Here is a 15,320-nt window from a genome sequence, read left to right on the forward strand (position 1 = left end):
TTTGATATCAAGTAAACATTCACTTAACTTCAGAAACAGAAGTTTAAATAATGGCCTCCCGAGAGCGCCTTAAATGTTTTCTTATGAAAAAAAAGCTACAACTAATTTTACTTTTAATTTTCATTGTCACCTCAGTGAAAGCTCAGGTTGAATTGAAAGGAAAGGTGACCGATGCTGACACCAACCAACCTATTCCAGGCGTATCCATAAAAATAGTAGGAAGTGACAGAGGAACAGTTACTGACCTAGAAGGGACTTACACTTTAAGCATAGAAGAAGAGGCTTCTTTAAGTTTTTCATTTATTGGTTACAAAACGCAAACAGTCGATGTGAATGGCCAATCAACTATCAATATTCAACTGGAAGAAGATATTGAAACCTTAGATGAGGTTGTCGTTGTCGGTTATGGAGCGATTAAGAAAAGTGATTTAACGGGTTCTATTTCTTCGATAGAAGCTGATGAAATGATTAAAGCACCTGCAGCGGATCCAATGCAGTCTTTACAAGGAAAGGTAGCAGGTTTACAGGTTCTAAATGGTTCAGGTCGGCCAGGGGCTGAGTCTAATGTTCGTTTGAGAGGAATTACAACTCTAAATGATAACAGAGTTTTATATGTGGTTGATGGAGTAATTATAGAAGGTGGAATAGGCTTTTTGAATAGTAATGATATTGAATCAGTTGAGGTATTAAAGGATGCTTCTTCTAAAGCGATTTATGGTACTCGTGGTGCAAATGGGGTGATTTTAGTGACCACAAAAACTGCTGAAGTGGGGGAGGGCGGTATCTCTCTTTCCTCTGAATATGGAGTAGAAAATATTGCGAACAAAATTGGGGTGATGTCGGGTCCTGAATTTGCGAATTATATAAATGACGCTGAACCAGGAACCTATAATAACATAAGTGCCCTACCAAATACCGACTGGCAAGACGAAGTACTCCAAAATTGGCAACCAATTCAAACCCACACTATTTCAGCCAAAGGAGCAACAGAAAAATTGTCATACTACATTTCTGGGGGATATTTCGGACAAGAAGGAATTGTTCCAAAGTCTGATTTTGAAAGAATGACTTTTAAATTGAATACGAGTTATGAGGTTAAACCATTTCTAACCCTTGGCACAAACTTAACAGGAATTAACATTAATGCTACCAATCCTCCGGGCGTGGTGAATAGCCTGATTAGAGCTTGGCCCATTAATGCACCTTACAATGATGATGGCACTTTCGGAGAGGTTCAAGGGAGTAATCCTTTGGCAGCAGTTGAATTTAATAATTCTACCAGAAATGAATTACGAGCTTTAGGTAATTTTTATGCAGAGGTCTATTTCTTAGAAAGCTTTCAGTTTAGAAGTAGTTACCAATTTGATATAATCAATAATAAAAATCGCTCTTTTACTCCTGAATTTTTCGTTGCTCCACTTCAGCAAAATGAGGAAAGTAATATCAATATCGGGTTTGGAGAAAGCAGAAACTGGATTTTTGAAAACACACTTTCTTACAATAAAGAATTAGGAAGAAGTACAATAAACAGTGTAATAGGATATACTGCCCAAGAAATTAATTCTGAATTTATTAGTGGGGGTAGAAGAAATTTAATTGGGGTTGACCCAAGTTTATGGTATTTAAATGCAGGTGCTTCAGATTATCAGGTAAATGCAAATGGGGGTGCAACCAGTGCTTTAACTTCCATTCTGTTTAGAACCAATTATGCTTATGACGGAAGGTACTTAGCAACGCTTACCTTCAGAAGAGATGGGTCTTCGAAATTTGGTAGAAATAACCGGTATGCCAATTTTCCTGCTATTGCACTAGGTTGGAACATTTCGAACGAAAATTTTTATCCTCAAGATTTCATCATTAATAATTTGAAGTTGAGAGCAAGTTATGGCCTCAACGGAAATCAAAATATACCAGGTGATGATCAATATTCCAGAATAGGTTCAGGCATCAATTCAGTTTTTGGTTTTAATGAATCTTTAATCAATGGTGCCTCATTTGTTGATAGTCCAGGCAATCCTAATTTAAGATGGGAAACTACCTCAGAATACGACATAGGAATTGAATTTGATGTTTTAGAAAGTCGATTACAAGGGGAATTTGATTATTACAACCGAACCACTTCTGATATATTAGTATTGCTTGACCTGCCGGGTTATGCTGGTGCAGGAGCATTTGTTCAGCAAAGATTCAACGCGGCTACTGTTAATAATAATGGGATAGAATTTGCGCTCAACTGGGTAGATGAAATAGGAGATTTTACCTACGGATTTGGTGTGAATGGATTCACCAATAACAATGAGGTAACCGATCTCGGAGAAGATATTGGAATAGCAGATAATATAATCAGTGGAGATTTAGGAAACGGGCAAAGAGTTACATTTACGGAAGTAGGAATGCCAATTGGCCATTTTTATGGATATAAAGTAGCTGGTATTTTCCAGAATGATGAACAATTAAATGAATTTCCAAGGCTTAGTCAACAAGGCGTTGGTGATTTTATTTATGAGGATGTCAATGGAGATGGGGTTTTAAATGATGACGATAAGACCTTCATTGGTTCCTGGATTCCAGATTTCGTTTATGGGTTCAATTTTAGTGTCGGTTTTAAAGGATTAAATATCTCAGCCGATTTTGCAGGTCAATCAGGCAATAGCATTTACAATGGCAAACAAGCTGTCAGACCAAATCTTGTGAATTTTGAGGATCGATTTTTGGATAGATGGACGGGAGAAGGAACTTCAAATACTGACCCTCAAGCTTCTCTAACAGGAATCAATTACCAACCCTCCGATTACTTCGTTGAGGATGCGTCCTTCTTTAAATTAAGAACGCTTACAGTCAATTACCAATTTCTAAGAACCTTACTTGACAATATTAATTTCAATTCAATATCAGTGTTTGTGAGAGGAACAAACTTATTCATTTGGACTGACTATTCAGGATATACACCAGAAATAGGAAGTGGAAATTCTGCTCTGGGCGGAGTGATAGACAATGGAGTTTACCCGACTACAAGAGTGCTAAGTACAGGTTTAAATATGACATTTTAAAAATCATAATTGATGAAAACATATAAAATATATTCATTAATAGGGATGCTAATCATCTTATCCATTTTCGGATGTGAAGATGATTTTTTAGATAGACAGCCACAGGCAACTTTGGTAGCTGGCAACTTTCCTGCAACTGGAGAGGAGGCAGTAATTGCCACGAATGGAATCTACAATACATTAAGAATATGGGGCATTTATTCGGGCGGATTTCCTTTGATAGACATCATGACAGATGAAATGGTGAAGGGAAGTAATCCTGGTGATGGTGTTCAAGTGCTAAACTTCCAGAATTATACGTTCACTGCCGATGATGGAAATATTGAAACATGGTATAGAACATTATACCTAGGAATAAGAAGGTCTTATTTGGTATTAGAGAAAGTACCTGAAATTGAAATGGATGCTCAGCTACAAAACAGATTATTGGGAGAGGCTCGCTTTTTACGTTCATTTTTCTATTTCAGTTTGGTACAAGCTTTTGGGGATGTACCATTTGTGGAATCATCCGAGGCACCTGATGGGCTAGAAAGGACAAATAAAGAAACTATTTATCAGGAGGTTATTATTCCTGACTTATTATTTGCGATAGATAATTTACCGGAAAAATCTGAATACGCCAATGAGGATGCGGGCAGAATTACCAGAGGAGCCGCTAGAGCAATGTTAGCCAGAATTTATCTATTCAGAGGTGATTTTCAAAATGCTGCTACTTACGCTTTGGAAGTAATCAATTCACAACAGTATGAATTAGAGGATGAATTTCAGATGGCTTTTAGGGTGGCAACCGAGCACGGGCAGGAATCAGTTTTTGAAATCGGAGCAATTCCAGAAGGTAATTTTGCTTTAGGTGGAAATCAGTACGCGAATACACAAGGCGTAAGAGGAACACCAAACTGGGGATGGGGATTTGGCAGACCATCTTATCCCTGGATAGAAAAATTGAATAATAACAATGACCCAAGATTGGAGGGCTCTGTAATTTTCTTAGGGGATACTATTGATGGCGTTTTAATCCAAGGTGATGGAACCACGCCAGACACCACTTATGCAGAAGATGGTTCTATACTTCAAATAGAAACTTACAATAGAAAAGTTTATGCAACAGGAGAGCGAAGCGCTGACCGATGGGGGCATAATAGAAGAGTTATCCGATATGCTGACGTATTATTAATGGCTGCAGAAGCTTTGAATGAAACAGGCAGATCCGCTGAAGCGCTAACCTACCTAAATGAGGTAAGACAAAGAGCTAGAGGAGATGTAGATGGAATCCTTCCAGATATAACTACAACCGACCCAGACCAATTGAGAGAAATTATTTACGAGGAAAGAACTCGTGAGCTTGCTTTTGAGGGCTTACGATACTGGGACTTAATCAGGACAAACCGAGCAGAAGAAATTTTAGGTCCTTTAGGATTTGAAGCCGGTAAGCATGAATTATTCCCTATACCTCAATCTGAAATTAACATCTCAGGTGGAAATATTTCCCAAAACCCGAATTGGAATTAAATTTTTTACACTTAAAACAAAACGATTATGAAAATGCTAAAAAAAATGAAGTATTGGACTGGTGCCCTGCTAATAAGCGCATTGGTTTTTACAGCTTGCGACAAAGATGAAAATGAAGCACCCGATTTGGCAATCGAGGCCTTAACTGCAACAGGAACTGATATCACTAATGGTGAAGAAATAACTGTAGATTTAAATGCTGCAACTTCAGCAGAAGATGTACCACCTGATGCAGTATTTGAAATCACATTTGATAGAGAAGTTGATGCTGCAACTGCCACAGCTTCTAGTATTTCAATAAGTGATGGAGAAACTGACGTTCCATTAACAGTCAGCGCAGATGGAAGTATGTTAACGGCAACTCCAACTGAAGAATTGGTTCAAGGAACTGATTATACTATAACAGTTTCATCCGCTGTAGCAGGTACAAATGGTGGAATGGTAACCGATGGTTCAAGGACTTTCAAAACTGCTGGTAGATTGCCAGTTGAAGCACCTTTATCTGAAGCGCAGGTGGCATATTGGAAACTTGATGGAGACGCTACGGATGAAATGGGTAACTATGTTGATGGCACTGAAGTAGCTATTGAATATCAAGAAGACCGCTTCGGAGCTGTTAATAGCACTGCTTACTTTGACGGTGATCGAAGTTTAATTGAGATTCCGGATGCAGGCTCACTTTTGAACGAAACGCAAGATTTTACGATTAGCTTTTGGTTAAAAACAGATACAACAAACCATTTTAATGATGATGGAAATCAAACAGGTATGTTTGTTTTTGGCTTAGGAGCTTTTTACGGTATTCAATATGAAATATTTGGCTCTTATGATGGTTCAAAATATGCAATATCATATGTAAATGAAGAGGGGACTCAATTTGCAGAAGATATGTTTTTCCCGAATAATGCCACTGATAATACAAATGGCGGATGGCAAGGTTGGGACTATGCAAGAAGTTTAAGTGCTCAACAAATGAAAGGTATAATAGCGGAAAACTGGTATCACAACGTGTATACTTATAATGCTGCAGAGAAGAAAGGATATCTTTATTTCAATGGAGAATTAATGAAAAGTTTTGATTTTAATTTATGGCCAGATGGTGACCCAAAACAAACAGCTGCAGGCGTTGACTATAGAGGTGCTGAACCTGAAGTTTTTGATGACTTAGCCTTAGGCTTTATTCATTCAAGAGCAGGTACTTTATTCGATGCTGATGCTTTTGGTAACTATGAAAACCCAGATGCCAATCACTTTAAAGGTTGGTTAGATGATTTTAGAATTTTCCATGGAGCTTATACAGCAGAAGATGTATCTGCTTTATACGAAGCTGAAAGACCATAATAGTTTAATTGTTTTTAAAAGGCAGGGACAGTATGGTCTCTGCTTTTTATATTTCCCTTGTCTCCCAATTTTTGAATGTTAAAATTAACTAAATATATATCGAGCATCATTTTTATACTCTTATTCTGTGGAGCTTTTTCCTCTTGCAAAGAAGAATCTGAGCAAGAGCCAATCAGAGGTCTTCTGCAATTACGAGATATTAGGATTGGTACAATTGATTTAGTAGCTGGTGAATTGATTGAAGATGCTCCTTTTGATAGAGGACTCGTTTTAGAATTTTCCGATCCACTAAATAGAGAATCTGCTGAAGAAAGTATCATGATTTCAACGACTGAAGGAAATGTTGCGCTGACCTTTTCATATCTTAATCAAGATAAATCCATCTCAGCATTGCCTGAAAATGATTTTCAAAATAACATTATTTATACAGTAACTGTTGATCCAGTACTTTCTACCAATAACAAAGAATTTCCCGGTGCCACCTATCAATTTCAAACCCAACAAGGCGAGTTTAGCTTGATGAGTGCTGAAGTAAATGGCACTTCCTTAGAATCAAATAGTCGTATTACCAATGTCCCACTTAATCCGGAAATCATTCTGGCTTTTGATCAGACTCTCGATCCACAAACAAATTTTGATAACTTTATTTTCCTGACCAACAATGGAAGCCGATTACCTTTGACCTTTCAACTTTCAGAGGATCAAAAAACATTGCAAATCCAGGCTGAAGAAGCAGCCAATGATTTGGCGAGATATAATTTCAGAATTTCCAACAATCTCACAAGTGAAGATGATTTTGAGTATGAGGGATATAGCAAAGACTTTTACACCCAATTAGATTCCACCTATAAGTTTGATGAAATTTCAGATGAGCAATTATTAACCAAAATTCAGTCCCAAACTTTCAAATATTTCTGGGATTTCGCGCATCCCAATAGCGGTCTGGCAAGAGAAAGAAACACCTCAGGTGATTTGGTTACCATTGGTGGCTCAGGCTTTGGTTTAATGGCCATAATAGTGGGGATAGAAAGAGGATTTATTACCCGCACAGAAGGAGTCAATAGGTTCGAAAAGATAGTCAACTTTTTAGCAGATGCAGATCGATTTCATGGCGTTTGGCCCCATTGGATGAACGGAAATACAGGAGCTACCATTCCCTTTAGTAATTTAGATAATGGAGCCGATTTAGTGGAAACTGCTTTTATGATTCAGGGACTTCTAACTGTAAGGCAATATTTGAATGAAACGAATATTCAAGAACAGGCAATCATTAATCAAATCACTACCCTATGGGAAGAAGTGGAATGGGATTGGTTTACAAAAGGAGGAGAAGATGTATTATATTGGCATTGGTCACCTCAAAATGAATGGGCGATTAATTTGCCCATCAGAGGGTGGAATGAAAGTTTAATCATTTACGTGCTGGCTGCTTCTTCGCCAACTCATCCTATTGAAAAATCTGTGTATGATGCAGGTTGGGCCAGAAACGGTGGAATCATAAATGGGAATTCAACCTACGGAATCAACATGCCATTAGGAGAAAATAAAGGAGGGCCATTATTCTTTGCACATTACTCTTTTTTGGCCTTAGATCCACGAAATTTGCAGGATCAATATGCCAATTATTGGGAGCAAAATCAGGCACATTCTTTAATCAATCAAGCCTATGTAATGGAGAACCCGAAAAATTTTGTCGGCTATGGGGAATCTTCCTGGGGCTTAACGGCCAGCGATAACCATGAAGGATATAGTGCCCATTCACCTTCAAATGACTTAGGTGTGATTACACCAACAGCCGCTATTTCTTCCATCCCATACACTCCGGAAGAATCGATGAAAGCTATTCGACATTTTTATTATTTACTAGGCGATAGATTATGGGGAGAATTTGGTTTTTATGACGCCTTTAATGTAACGGAAGGTTGGTATGCAGATTCGTATTTAGCTATAGATCAAGGGCCAATTATAACGATGATTGAAAATCACCGGACAGCACTACTTTGGGAAATTTTCATGCAAGATCCTGATGTACAAAATGGATTAAACGATTTAGGATTTACTTATTAAAACTTAATTAAAATGAATAATATTTATTTTCTACTTTTTACAGCTTTACTTTTCACTTTTTGCTCATCTCCAGAAAGGCAAAAAGAGCAAGATGATACTGCTGGACAGATTGACGAAGATTCATTACTGAATTTAGTGCAATATCAAACATTTCAGTATTTCTGGGATGGAGCGGAACCAAATTCTGGATTAGCCAGAGAAAGATTTCATGAAGACGGGATCTATCCCTCCAATGATAAAAATATTGTAACAACTGGAGGCTCGGGTTTTGGTTTGATGGCAATAATTGTGGGAGTTGAAAGAGGATTTATTAAAAGAGAAGAATCCATTGAAAGATTTGAAAAAGTATTGGATTTTCTGGAAAATGCTGATCGCTTTCACGGTGCGTTTCCACACTGGCTCAATGGTGAAACAGGAAAGGTAAAAGCCTTTTCTGCTAAGGATGATGGTGGTGATTTGGTTGAAACAGCTTTTTTAATCCAAGGCTTATTAACAGTAAGACAATTTTTGGACTCCAGTAATGCAGATGAGAAAGATTTGGCAGAACGCATAACCAAAATTTGGGAAGAAGTAGAATGGGATTGGTACACTAAAGGAGGGGAAAATGTGCTGTATTGGCATTGGTCTCCCAATCATGGCTGGGATATGAATTTCCCAGTTGGTGGCTATAATGAATGTCTGATCATGTATGTATTAGCAGCTTCTTCACCTACTTACGCGATAGAGGCTGAGGTATATCACGAAGGCTGGGCAAGAAATGGAGATATTGCAAATGACACTACAGCCTATGGTTTACCTACTATTTTAGATCATTACGAACATGCAGATAAGGCTGTGGGTCCATTATTTTGGGCTCATTATTCTTATTTGGGTTTAAATCCTAAAAATCTAAATGATAAGTATGGAAATTATTGGGATTTGAATGTAAACCATGCATTAATTCATTATAAGCATGCGCTGGAAAATCCCAATGATTTTGAAGGATATGGCGAGGATATGTGGGGCTTGACCTCCAGTTATTCTATGAGTGGATATGCGGGTCATAATCCGAATGATGATTTGGGAGTGGTGTCGCCTACGGCTGCACTTTCTTCCTTTCCTTATACACCCAAAGAAAGTATGCAATTCCTAAAATTTTTGTATGAACCCAAAAGAGATAGCTTAATAGGAGATTATGGACCTTATGATGCTTTTTCATTTGAGCATGACTGGTCATTGCCGCGCTATTTGGCCATTGACCAGGGTCCAATTCCAGTGATGATTGAAAACCATCGTTCCGGCTTAATTTGGGAGCTTTTTATGCAAAATAAGGAAATTGAAAATGGTTTATCTAAACTAGGATTTTACTATGAAGAATAATCTGACCATCCTATTTTCATTGATTATTGTTTTACCAATGGCACTAAATGCACAAAATACATCAGCTTTTGATAAAGAAGTCTTTATCGAAAATGGTGACACTTTGAAATATAGAATTCTCTATCCTAAGAATTTTGATAGGGATAAAAAATATCCTTTAGTGCTGTTTTTACATGGGGCAGGCGAACGGGGAGATGATAATGAGAAGCAATTAGTGCATGGTTCCCACTTATTTTTGAATGAAGAAAACAGAGAAAAATTCCCAGCCATTGTGATTTTTCCTCAATGTCCTGAAGATGAATATTGGGCCAAAGCGGATATTGATCGTTCTGAAAGCGCAAATGTTTTTGAATTTGATTATTCGAGCGAGCCTAATCCTGCTTTAAAGAAAACGATAAGTTTGTTAGATTCTATGCAAACGCATGAAAATGTGAATCAGGATAAAATCTATTTGGGAGGATTGTCAATGGGTGGAATGGGTACTTTCGAATTGCTTCACCGTAAGCCTAATACTTTTGCTGCAGCGATTGCTATTTGCGGTGCAGGAGATCCTAATTCTGTAAAAAATTATGCGCAGGAAATCGATTTGTGGGTTTTTCACGGTGTTGAAGATGATGTGGTTTTACCACAGTATTCTAAAGAAATGGTGGAAGCTTTAAAAAATGAAAAAGCAAATGTGAAATTCACTTTATATCCTGATGCCAATCACAATAGCTGGGATTCTGCTTTTGCAGAGGCCGATTTGCTCCCCTGGTTATTTTCAAATTCAAAATAATGGAATAATGAAATATTTAATAATATCTACAGTTGGCTTTTTATTCCTTTTTATTTCCAGCAGTTATGCCCAGGAAAATAAAAGCACTTCCGATATCGAACAAAAAGTAGATGCTTTACTTTCTGAAATGACCTTGGAAGAGAAGATCGGTCAATTGAATTTGCCTTCTGCTGGAGATGTAAGTACTGGTATCAGCACGAATACAGGCATAGCGAAAAGTATAAAAGAAGGAAAAGTAGGTGGTTTATTTAATATCAACGGCATTGATAAAATCAGGGCAGTGCAAAAAATTGCAGTGGAGGAAAGCCGATTAGGAATACCTTTAATTATAGCTAAAGATGTGATTCATGGATATAAAACCATATTCCCAATTCCTTTAGGTCTTTCTGCTAGTTGGGATATGGATTTGATTCAGCAATCAGCCAGAATTGCAGCTGAGGAAGCATCTGCTGATGGTATTGCTTGGACTTTCTCTCCCATGACAGATATTTCAAGAGATCCCCGTTGGGGGAGAGTTTCAGAGGGCAGTGGTGAAGACCCATATTTGGGTAGTCAAATAGCGGCTGCCATGGTCAGAGGCTACCAAGGGAACGATTTATCTGCTGAAAATACATTGCTAGCTTGTGTCAAGCACTTTGCACTTTATGGAGCTTCTGAAGCAGGCCGAGATTATAATACAGTAGACATGAGCCGCTTAAGAATGTACAATGATTATTTTCCGCCATACAAAGCAGCAGTAGATGCAGGAGTTGGAACCGTGATGGCTTCTTTTAATGAAGTGGATGGAATTCCTGCAACTGGAAATAAATGGTTGATGACTCATGTTTTAAGAGAAGAATGGGGATTTGATGGCTTTGTAGTCAGTGACTATACAGGCGTGAGCGAAATGATTGCTCACGGTATGGGTGACTTACAGAGTGTTTCTGCAATGGCTTTAAAGGCTGGAGTTGAAATGGATATGGTCAGTGAAGGCTTTCTGTCCACGCTAAAAAAATCTGTTGATGAAGGTAAAGTTTCAGAAGAAATTATAACCAATGCCTGCAGACTTATTTTAAAAGCAAAATTTCAATTAGGTCTTTTTGACGATCCTTATAAATATATGGACGAAGAGCGTGCTGCAAAAGTAATTTTTTCTGATGAAAATAGAGCAATTGCTAGAAAAATAGCTTCCGAATCTATGGTTCTTTTGAAAAATGAGGAAGAAGTTTTACCCATACAGAAAGATGCTAAAATTGCTTTAATCGGTCCGCTTGCAAATAATAAAGAAAATATGGTGGGCACCTGGAGCGTAAGTGCAGATATCATGAAATCAATTTCTATTTTTGATGGAATGAAAGAAGTATCTGCCAATCCAGATAATATTCAATATGCTAAAGGCTCTAATCTGGTTGAAGATCCAGCATTGGAGGAGCGAATAAGTATATTTGGCAAAAATACCTACCGAGACGCTAGATCAGAATCCGAAATGATTAATGAAGCGGTTCAAATAGCTATAAATTCTGATATTATAGTAGCAATTTTGGGAGAAGCTTCCGAAAGCTCTGGGGAAAGCTCAAGTCTGACTGATATTAGCATTCCAGACAATCAAGTGCGCTTATTGAAGGCTTTGAAAGAAACAGGCAAAAAAGTAATTGTAGTTCTGCTGAGTGGAAGACCATTAGTTTTGAATGAAATTTTGCCTCATTCCGATGCTATTTTAAATGCTTGGTTTCCAGGTTCTGAAGCAGGTCTGGCCTTGGCTGATGTATTATATGGAGATGTAAATCCTTCTGGAAAACTTACGATGACTTACCCTCAAAATGTAGGACAAATTCCTATTTATTACAGCCATAAAAATACTGGTAGACCATTGGAAGGTGACTGGTTTGAAAAGTTTAAATCAAATTACCTGGATGTTAGCAATAAGCCAGAATTTCCTTTTGGTTATGGGCTGAGTTATAGTCAATTTGAATATGGAGAAATTCAATTAAGTTCATCCGATTTGAAATCACAGGACAAATTGAAGGTAAGCATATCAGTAAAAAATAAGAGTGACAGAGATGGCAAAGAAGTGGTACAATTATATATCAGAGATATAGTTGGATCCACCACTCGCCCTGTGAAAGAATTAAAAGCATTTGAAAAAGTTCTTATAAAAGCAGGGGAAACAAAAGAAGTGACTTTTGAAATAACCACTGACAACTTGAAATACTACACATACAATAATCTGGTGGATCAGGATATAGTGCACATTTGGGAGCCTGGAGAGTTTGAAATTATGGTGGGAACAAACTCTTCTGATCTCCAATCTAAAACGGTAAATTGGGGTAAATAGCATTTTCTCACCACAAAAGAAGATAAAGTAAATAACCAAGGTTATTGGTGATATAAGCTGATTTCTTAGGAAGGTTAACGTAAAGTAGTAAAAAATTTATAATGTATCTGTTAGATATTTTTCGTTCCTATAGATTTAAAGATATGTTAGGTATTCTATTTTATAATGATATAAATCTATTGTGTTCTTTTTTCTCTTTTGTGGTTATTGTATGGCAAATAGTTAATCAGATTCTCTTTAAGCCTTAAAGGCAGAGTGTTATAAAGAAATCAGTTATGCGTAATTTAATTTTCATATTCTCCATATTCTTAAGTTTCCAACTAAACGCACAAACTACTAAAGTCTGCACTTTTAACATTAAATATGAAAATCCAAAGGAAGGTGTTCATCAGTGGGATAACAGAAAGGAACAAATTATCAATTTCATAAAAATCGAAGACTTGGATATAATTGGAATGCAGGAAGTAGTCCATTCACAAATTAAATTTTTAAAAACAGGATTAGTGGATTATGCACGCATAGGAGTAGCAAGAGATGATGGAAAACAAAAGGGCGAATATTCCCCAATATTTTATCAAAAGAAAAGATATTCCATCATAGATAGTGGTACTTTTTGGCTTTCTCCAAATCCTGAAGTTCCGGCCAAAGCCTGGGATGCAGCTTTGCCTAGAGTGTGCACTTGGGCAAAATTAATTGATAAAGAAACCAGTGATTCGGTTTTGGTGTTAAATACCCATTTCGACCATGTGGGAGAAGTAGCCAGAGCTAAAAGTGTGGATTTGATTCTATCTAAGATTGAAGAATTAAGTCATGCTGGAAAAGTCATTTTGATGGGCGATTTTAATCTGGAACCTGAAACAGCTCCTATTCAAAAAATCATCAATTCTGATTTGAAAGATGCTTTTCAAGCAGATTTAAATTTAGGTCCGATTGGAACTTATAACGCTTTTATAATCGGGCAAAACTATGACAGGAGAATCGATTATGTTTTCTATCAGGGATTTAAAATCCAAAGTTATAAAAATTATAGCTTGAGAATAAAAGATACTTTTCTATCAGATCATTTCCCAGTAGTGGTAGAATTTGAATAAGTAGATTGAAAACAGAACCTTCTTCCCCAAATTTCCTCATATTTGCATAATATTTTAGAATCTGATTTTATGCAAAGCCCATTACCCATCATCAATCTTAAAAAAGGAAAAGAAAAATCATTAGAGCGATTCCACCCTTGGATATTTTCGGGTGCCATTCATCCTGTTCCAACAGAAGTTAAGGAAGGTGACTTTGTGGAAATCCATACACAAGATAAAAGATTTATAGGAATTGGCTATTTTCAAGTAGGTTCTATAGCAGTTCGCATGCTGACTTTTCAGAAAGAAGAAATCAATCACGACTTCTGGAAAAGGAAATTACAGACGGCCATTGAATTGAGAAAGACTGCAAATTTGTGGGATAATCCAGAGACGAACGTATTCAGATTAGTGCATGGAGAAGGAGATGGTTTCCCAGGACTTATAGTCGATTATTATGATGGCTGTGTTGTTTTTCAAGCGCATACTGTTGGTATGTATCAAATCAAGGAAATCTTTTTAGAAGTATTGAAGGAGCTATTAGGAGATAACTTAAAAGCGGTTTATGATAAAAGTGCTCACACCCTTCCATTCAAGGCTGAATTGGAAACAATTGATTCATTTATTTTCGGTGAAGAAAAAGAAGAATGGCTGGTGAAAGAATACGGTAATATCTTTAGTATCAATGTAGTGAGCGGTCAGAAAACTGGCTTTTTCATTGATCAAAGAGAGAATAGGAAATTATTAGAGCAATACAGCAAAGGCAATAAGGTCTGCAATACGTTCTGCTATTCTGGAGGCTTCTCCATTTTTGCTTTGCAAGCTGATGCTGAATTGGTGCATAGTGTCGATAGTTCTCAGGGAGCAATAGATTTAACCGATCAAAATGTCGGCTTGAATTTCACTGAAGCGCAAAATCATCAATCCTTTACGGCTGATGTTTTCAATTTCTTGAATGAAATGCCCGAGCAATATGATGTGATTGTGTTGGATCCTCCGGCTTTTGCCAAGCACCGCAAAGTATTGAAAAATGGCTTGCAGGGTTATAGAACGATTAATGAAAAAGCTATGAAGAATATGAAATCAGGTGGTGTGCTTTTTACTTTCAGCTGCTCTCAGGTCGTGAGTCAGGATCAATTCAGGACGGTTGTGTTTTCTGCAGCCGCAAGAGCTGGCAGACAAGTTCAAATTTTACATCAGCTCCATCAGCCAGCCGATCACCCTATTAATATTTTCCATCCCGAAGGCGAATATTTAAAAGGATTGGTTCTAAGGGTGGTGTAAAAGATAGATTTAAGAGTAAAGAATAAAGATTTTGTTCATCCTTAAACAGGTAACTCTTAATAAAACCTAATATTTTTTGTGGTTAAAAATTAGTTGATGAGTGATAAAATAGCTTTTATTCATCTTTTGTAAATATTGCCAAAGGCTTGTTTTCCATTTGTTTATCAACCTTTTGAAGTTGAAAACCCTAAGGAAGCGTGCCAACTCAGATGGCACACTAAAAAGAAAACAGGTTTCATCTTTAAAGTATATTATTTACATCCCATCATCCTTTGAAATTTAATCCCTTTCCCAAAATATTCATTATTTATTTTGTAATCCCATCAAAACTCATACTTTTGAAGTAATATTTTAACCAAAACTTTACATTATCACTCCCCATTCAACACAATATTTCCCAAGGATTATCCTGATATGGCTATTGCTGTTCGCTGAATTATCTGTTTTTGCACAAAATGCAGCTAATCCTGTGCAGGTAACCTCTAACCTGGTGCAGCCTTATAGTCTGTATTTATCAGATTATGGCGATGCTTCTCTTAACAAATGGAACA

The 15,320-nt window shown here is 37.1% G+C and carries 9 protein-coding genes; all 9 read left to right on the forward strand.

The window, feature by feature from the left end; translation table 11 throughout:
• The first annotated feature begins 83 nt into the window (after positions 1-83).
• The 9 genes from VFM92_RS06445 to VFM92_RS06485 all read left to right on the forward strand — a co-directional run bounded on the left by VFM92_RS06445 (position 84) and on the right by VFM92_RS06485 (position 14,769).
• Entirely contained in the window at positions 84-3,050 is a 2,967-nt protein-coding gene (locus tag VFM92_RS06445; protein WP_325121374.1) for a TonB-dependent receptor, read from the forward strand.
• 12 nt (positions 3,051-3,062) lie between these two features.
• Positions 3,063-4,559 carry a RagB/SusD family nutrient uptake outer membrane protein gene (locus VFM92_RS06450; RefSeq protein ID WP_325121375.1) on the forward strand — a complete coding sequence of 499 codons (1,497 nt, stop codon included), beginning with the start codon at positions 3,063-3,065 and terminating at the stop codon, positions 4,557-4,559.
• 27 nt (positions 4,560-4,586) lie between these two features.
• Positions 4,587-5,900 carry an Ig-like domain-containing protein gene (locus VFM92_RS06455; protein ID WP_325121376.1) on the forward strand — a complete coding sequence of 438 codons (1,314 nt, stop codon included), beginning with the start codon at positions 4,587-4,589 and terminating at the stop codon, positions 5,898-5,900.
• A gap of 75 nt (positions 5,901-5,975) precedes the next feature.
• Positions 5,976-7,967: a glucoamylase family protein gene (locus VFM92_RS06460; protein ID WP_325121377.1), complete on the forward strand. Its 1,992-nt coding sequence runs from the start codon at positions 5,976-5,978 to the stop codon at positions 7,965-7,967.
• Between the two features lie 12 nt (positions 7,968-7,979).
• A complete protein-coding gene (locus VFM92_RS06465; RefSeq protein WP_325121378.1) occupies positions 7,980-9,326 on the forward strand; it encodes a glucoamylase family protein in 1,347 nt (448 codons plus the stop codon).
• Positions 9,316-10,101, forward strand: coding sequence for a prolyl oligopeptidase family serine peptidase (locus VFM92_RS06470; RefSeq protein ID WP_325121379.1), 786 nt, complete (start codon positions 9,316-9,318; stop codon positions 10,099-10,101). The genes VFM92_RS06465 and VFM92_RS06470 overlap by 11 nt, the downstream gene beginning before the upstream one ends.
• Before the next feature lie 7 nt (positions 10,102-10,108).
• A complete protein-coding gene (bglX, locus tag VFM92_RS06475; RefSeq protein WP_325121380.1) occupies positions 10,109-12,415 on the forward strand; it encodes a beta-glucosidase BglX in 2,307 nt (768 codons plus the stop codon).
• 275 nt (positions 12,416-12,690) lie between these two features.
• A complete protein-coding gene (locus tag VFM92_RS06480; protein WP_325121381.1) occupies positions 12,691-13,506 on the forward strand; it encodes an endonuclease/exonuclease/phosphatase family protein in 816 nt (271 codons plus the stop codon).
• Positions 13,507-13,548: 42 nt separating this feature from the next.
• Complete coding sequence (locus tag VFM92_RS06485) at positions 13,549-14,769, forward strand: class I SAM-dependent rRNA methyltransferase (protein WP_325121382.1); 1,221 nt, start codon at positions 13,549-13,551, stop codon at positions 14,767-14,769.
• The last annotated feature ends 551 nt before the right edge of the window (positions 14,770-15,320 follow it).

Source organism: Marivirga sp., from assembly GCF_035704835.1.
GTDB lineage: Bacteria > Bacteroidota > Bacteroidia > Cytophagales > Cyclobacteriaceae > Marivirga.

Bases quoted from the DNA above. Each gene is read 5' to 3' on its own strand.
- VFM92_RS06445 (WP_325121374.1), top strand. From the start codon at position 84: ATGAAAAAAAAGCTACAACTAATTTTACTTTTAATTTTCATTGTCACC.
- VFM92_RS06450 (WP_325121375.1), top strand. From the start codon at position 3,063: ATGAAAACATATAAAATATATTCATTAATAGGGATGCTAATCATCTTA.
- VFM92_RS06455 (WP_325121376.1), top strand. From the start codon at position 4,587: ATGAAAATGCTAAAAAAAATGAAGTATTGGACTGGTGCCCTGCTAATA.
- VFM92_RS06460 (WP_325121377.1), top strand. From the start codon at position 5,976: ATGTTAAAATTAACTAAATATATATCGAGCATCATTTTTATACTCTTA.
- VFM92_RS06465 (WP_325121378.1), top strand. From the start codon at position 7,980: ATGAATAATATTTATTTTCTACTTTTTACAGCTTTACTTTTCACTTTT.
- VFM92_RS06470 (WP_325121379.1), top strand. From the start codon at position 9,316: ATGAAGAATAATCTGACCATCCTATTTTCATTGATTATTGTTTTACCA.
- bglX (WP_325121380.1), top strand. From the start codon at position 10,109: ATGAAATATTTAATAATATCTACAGTTGGCTTTTTATTCCTTTTTATT.
- VFM92_RS06480 (WP_325121381.1), top strand. From the start codon at position 12,691: ATGCGTAATTTAATTTTCATATTCTCCATATTCTTAAGTTTCCAACTA.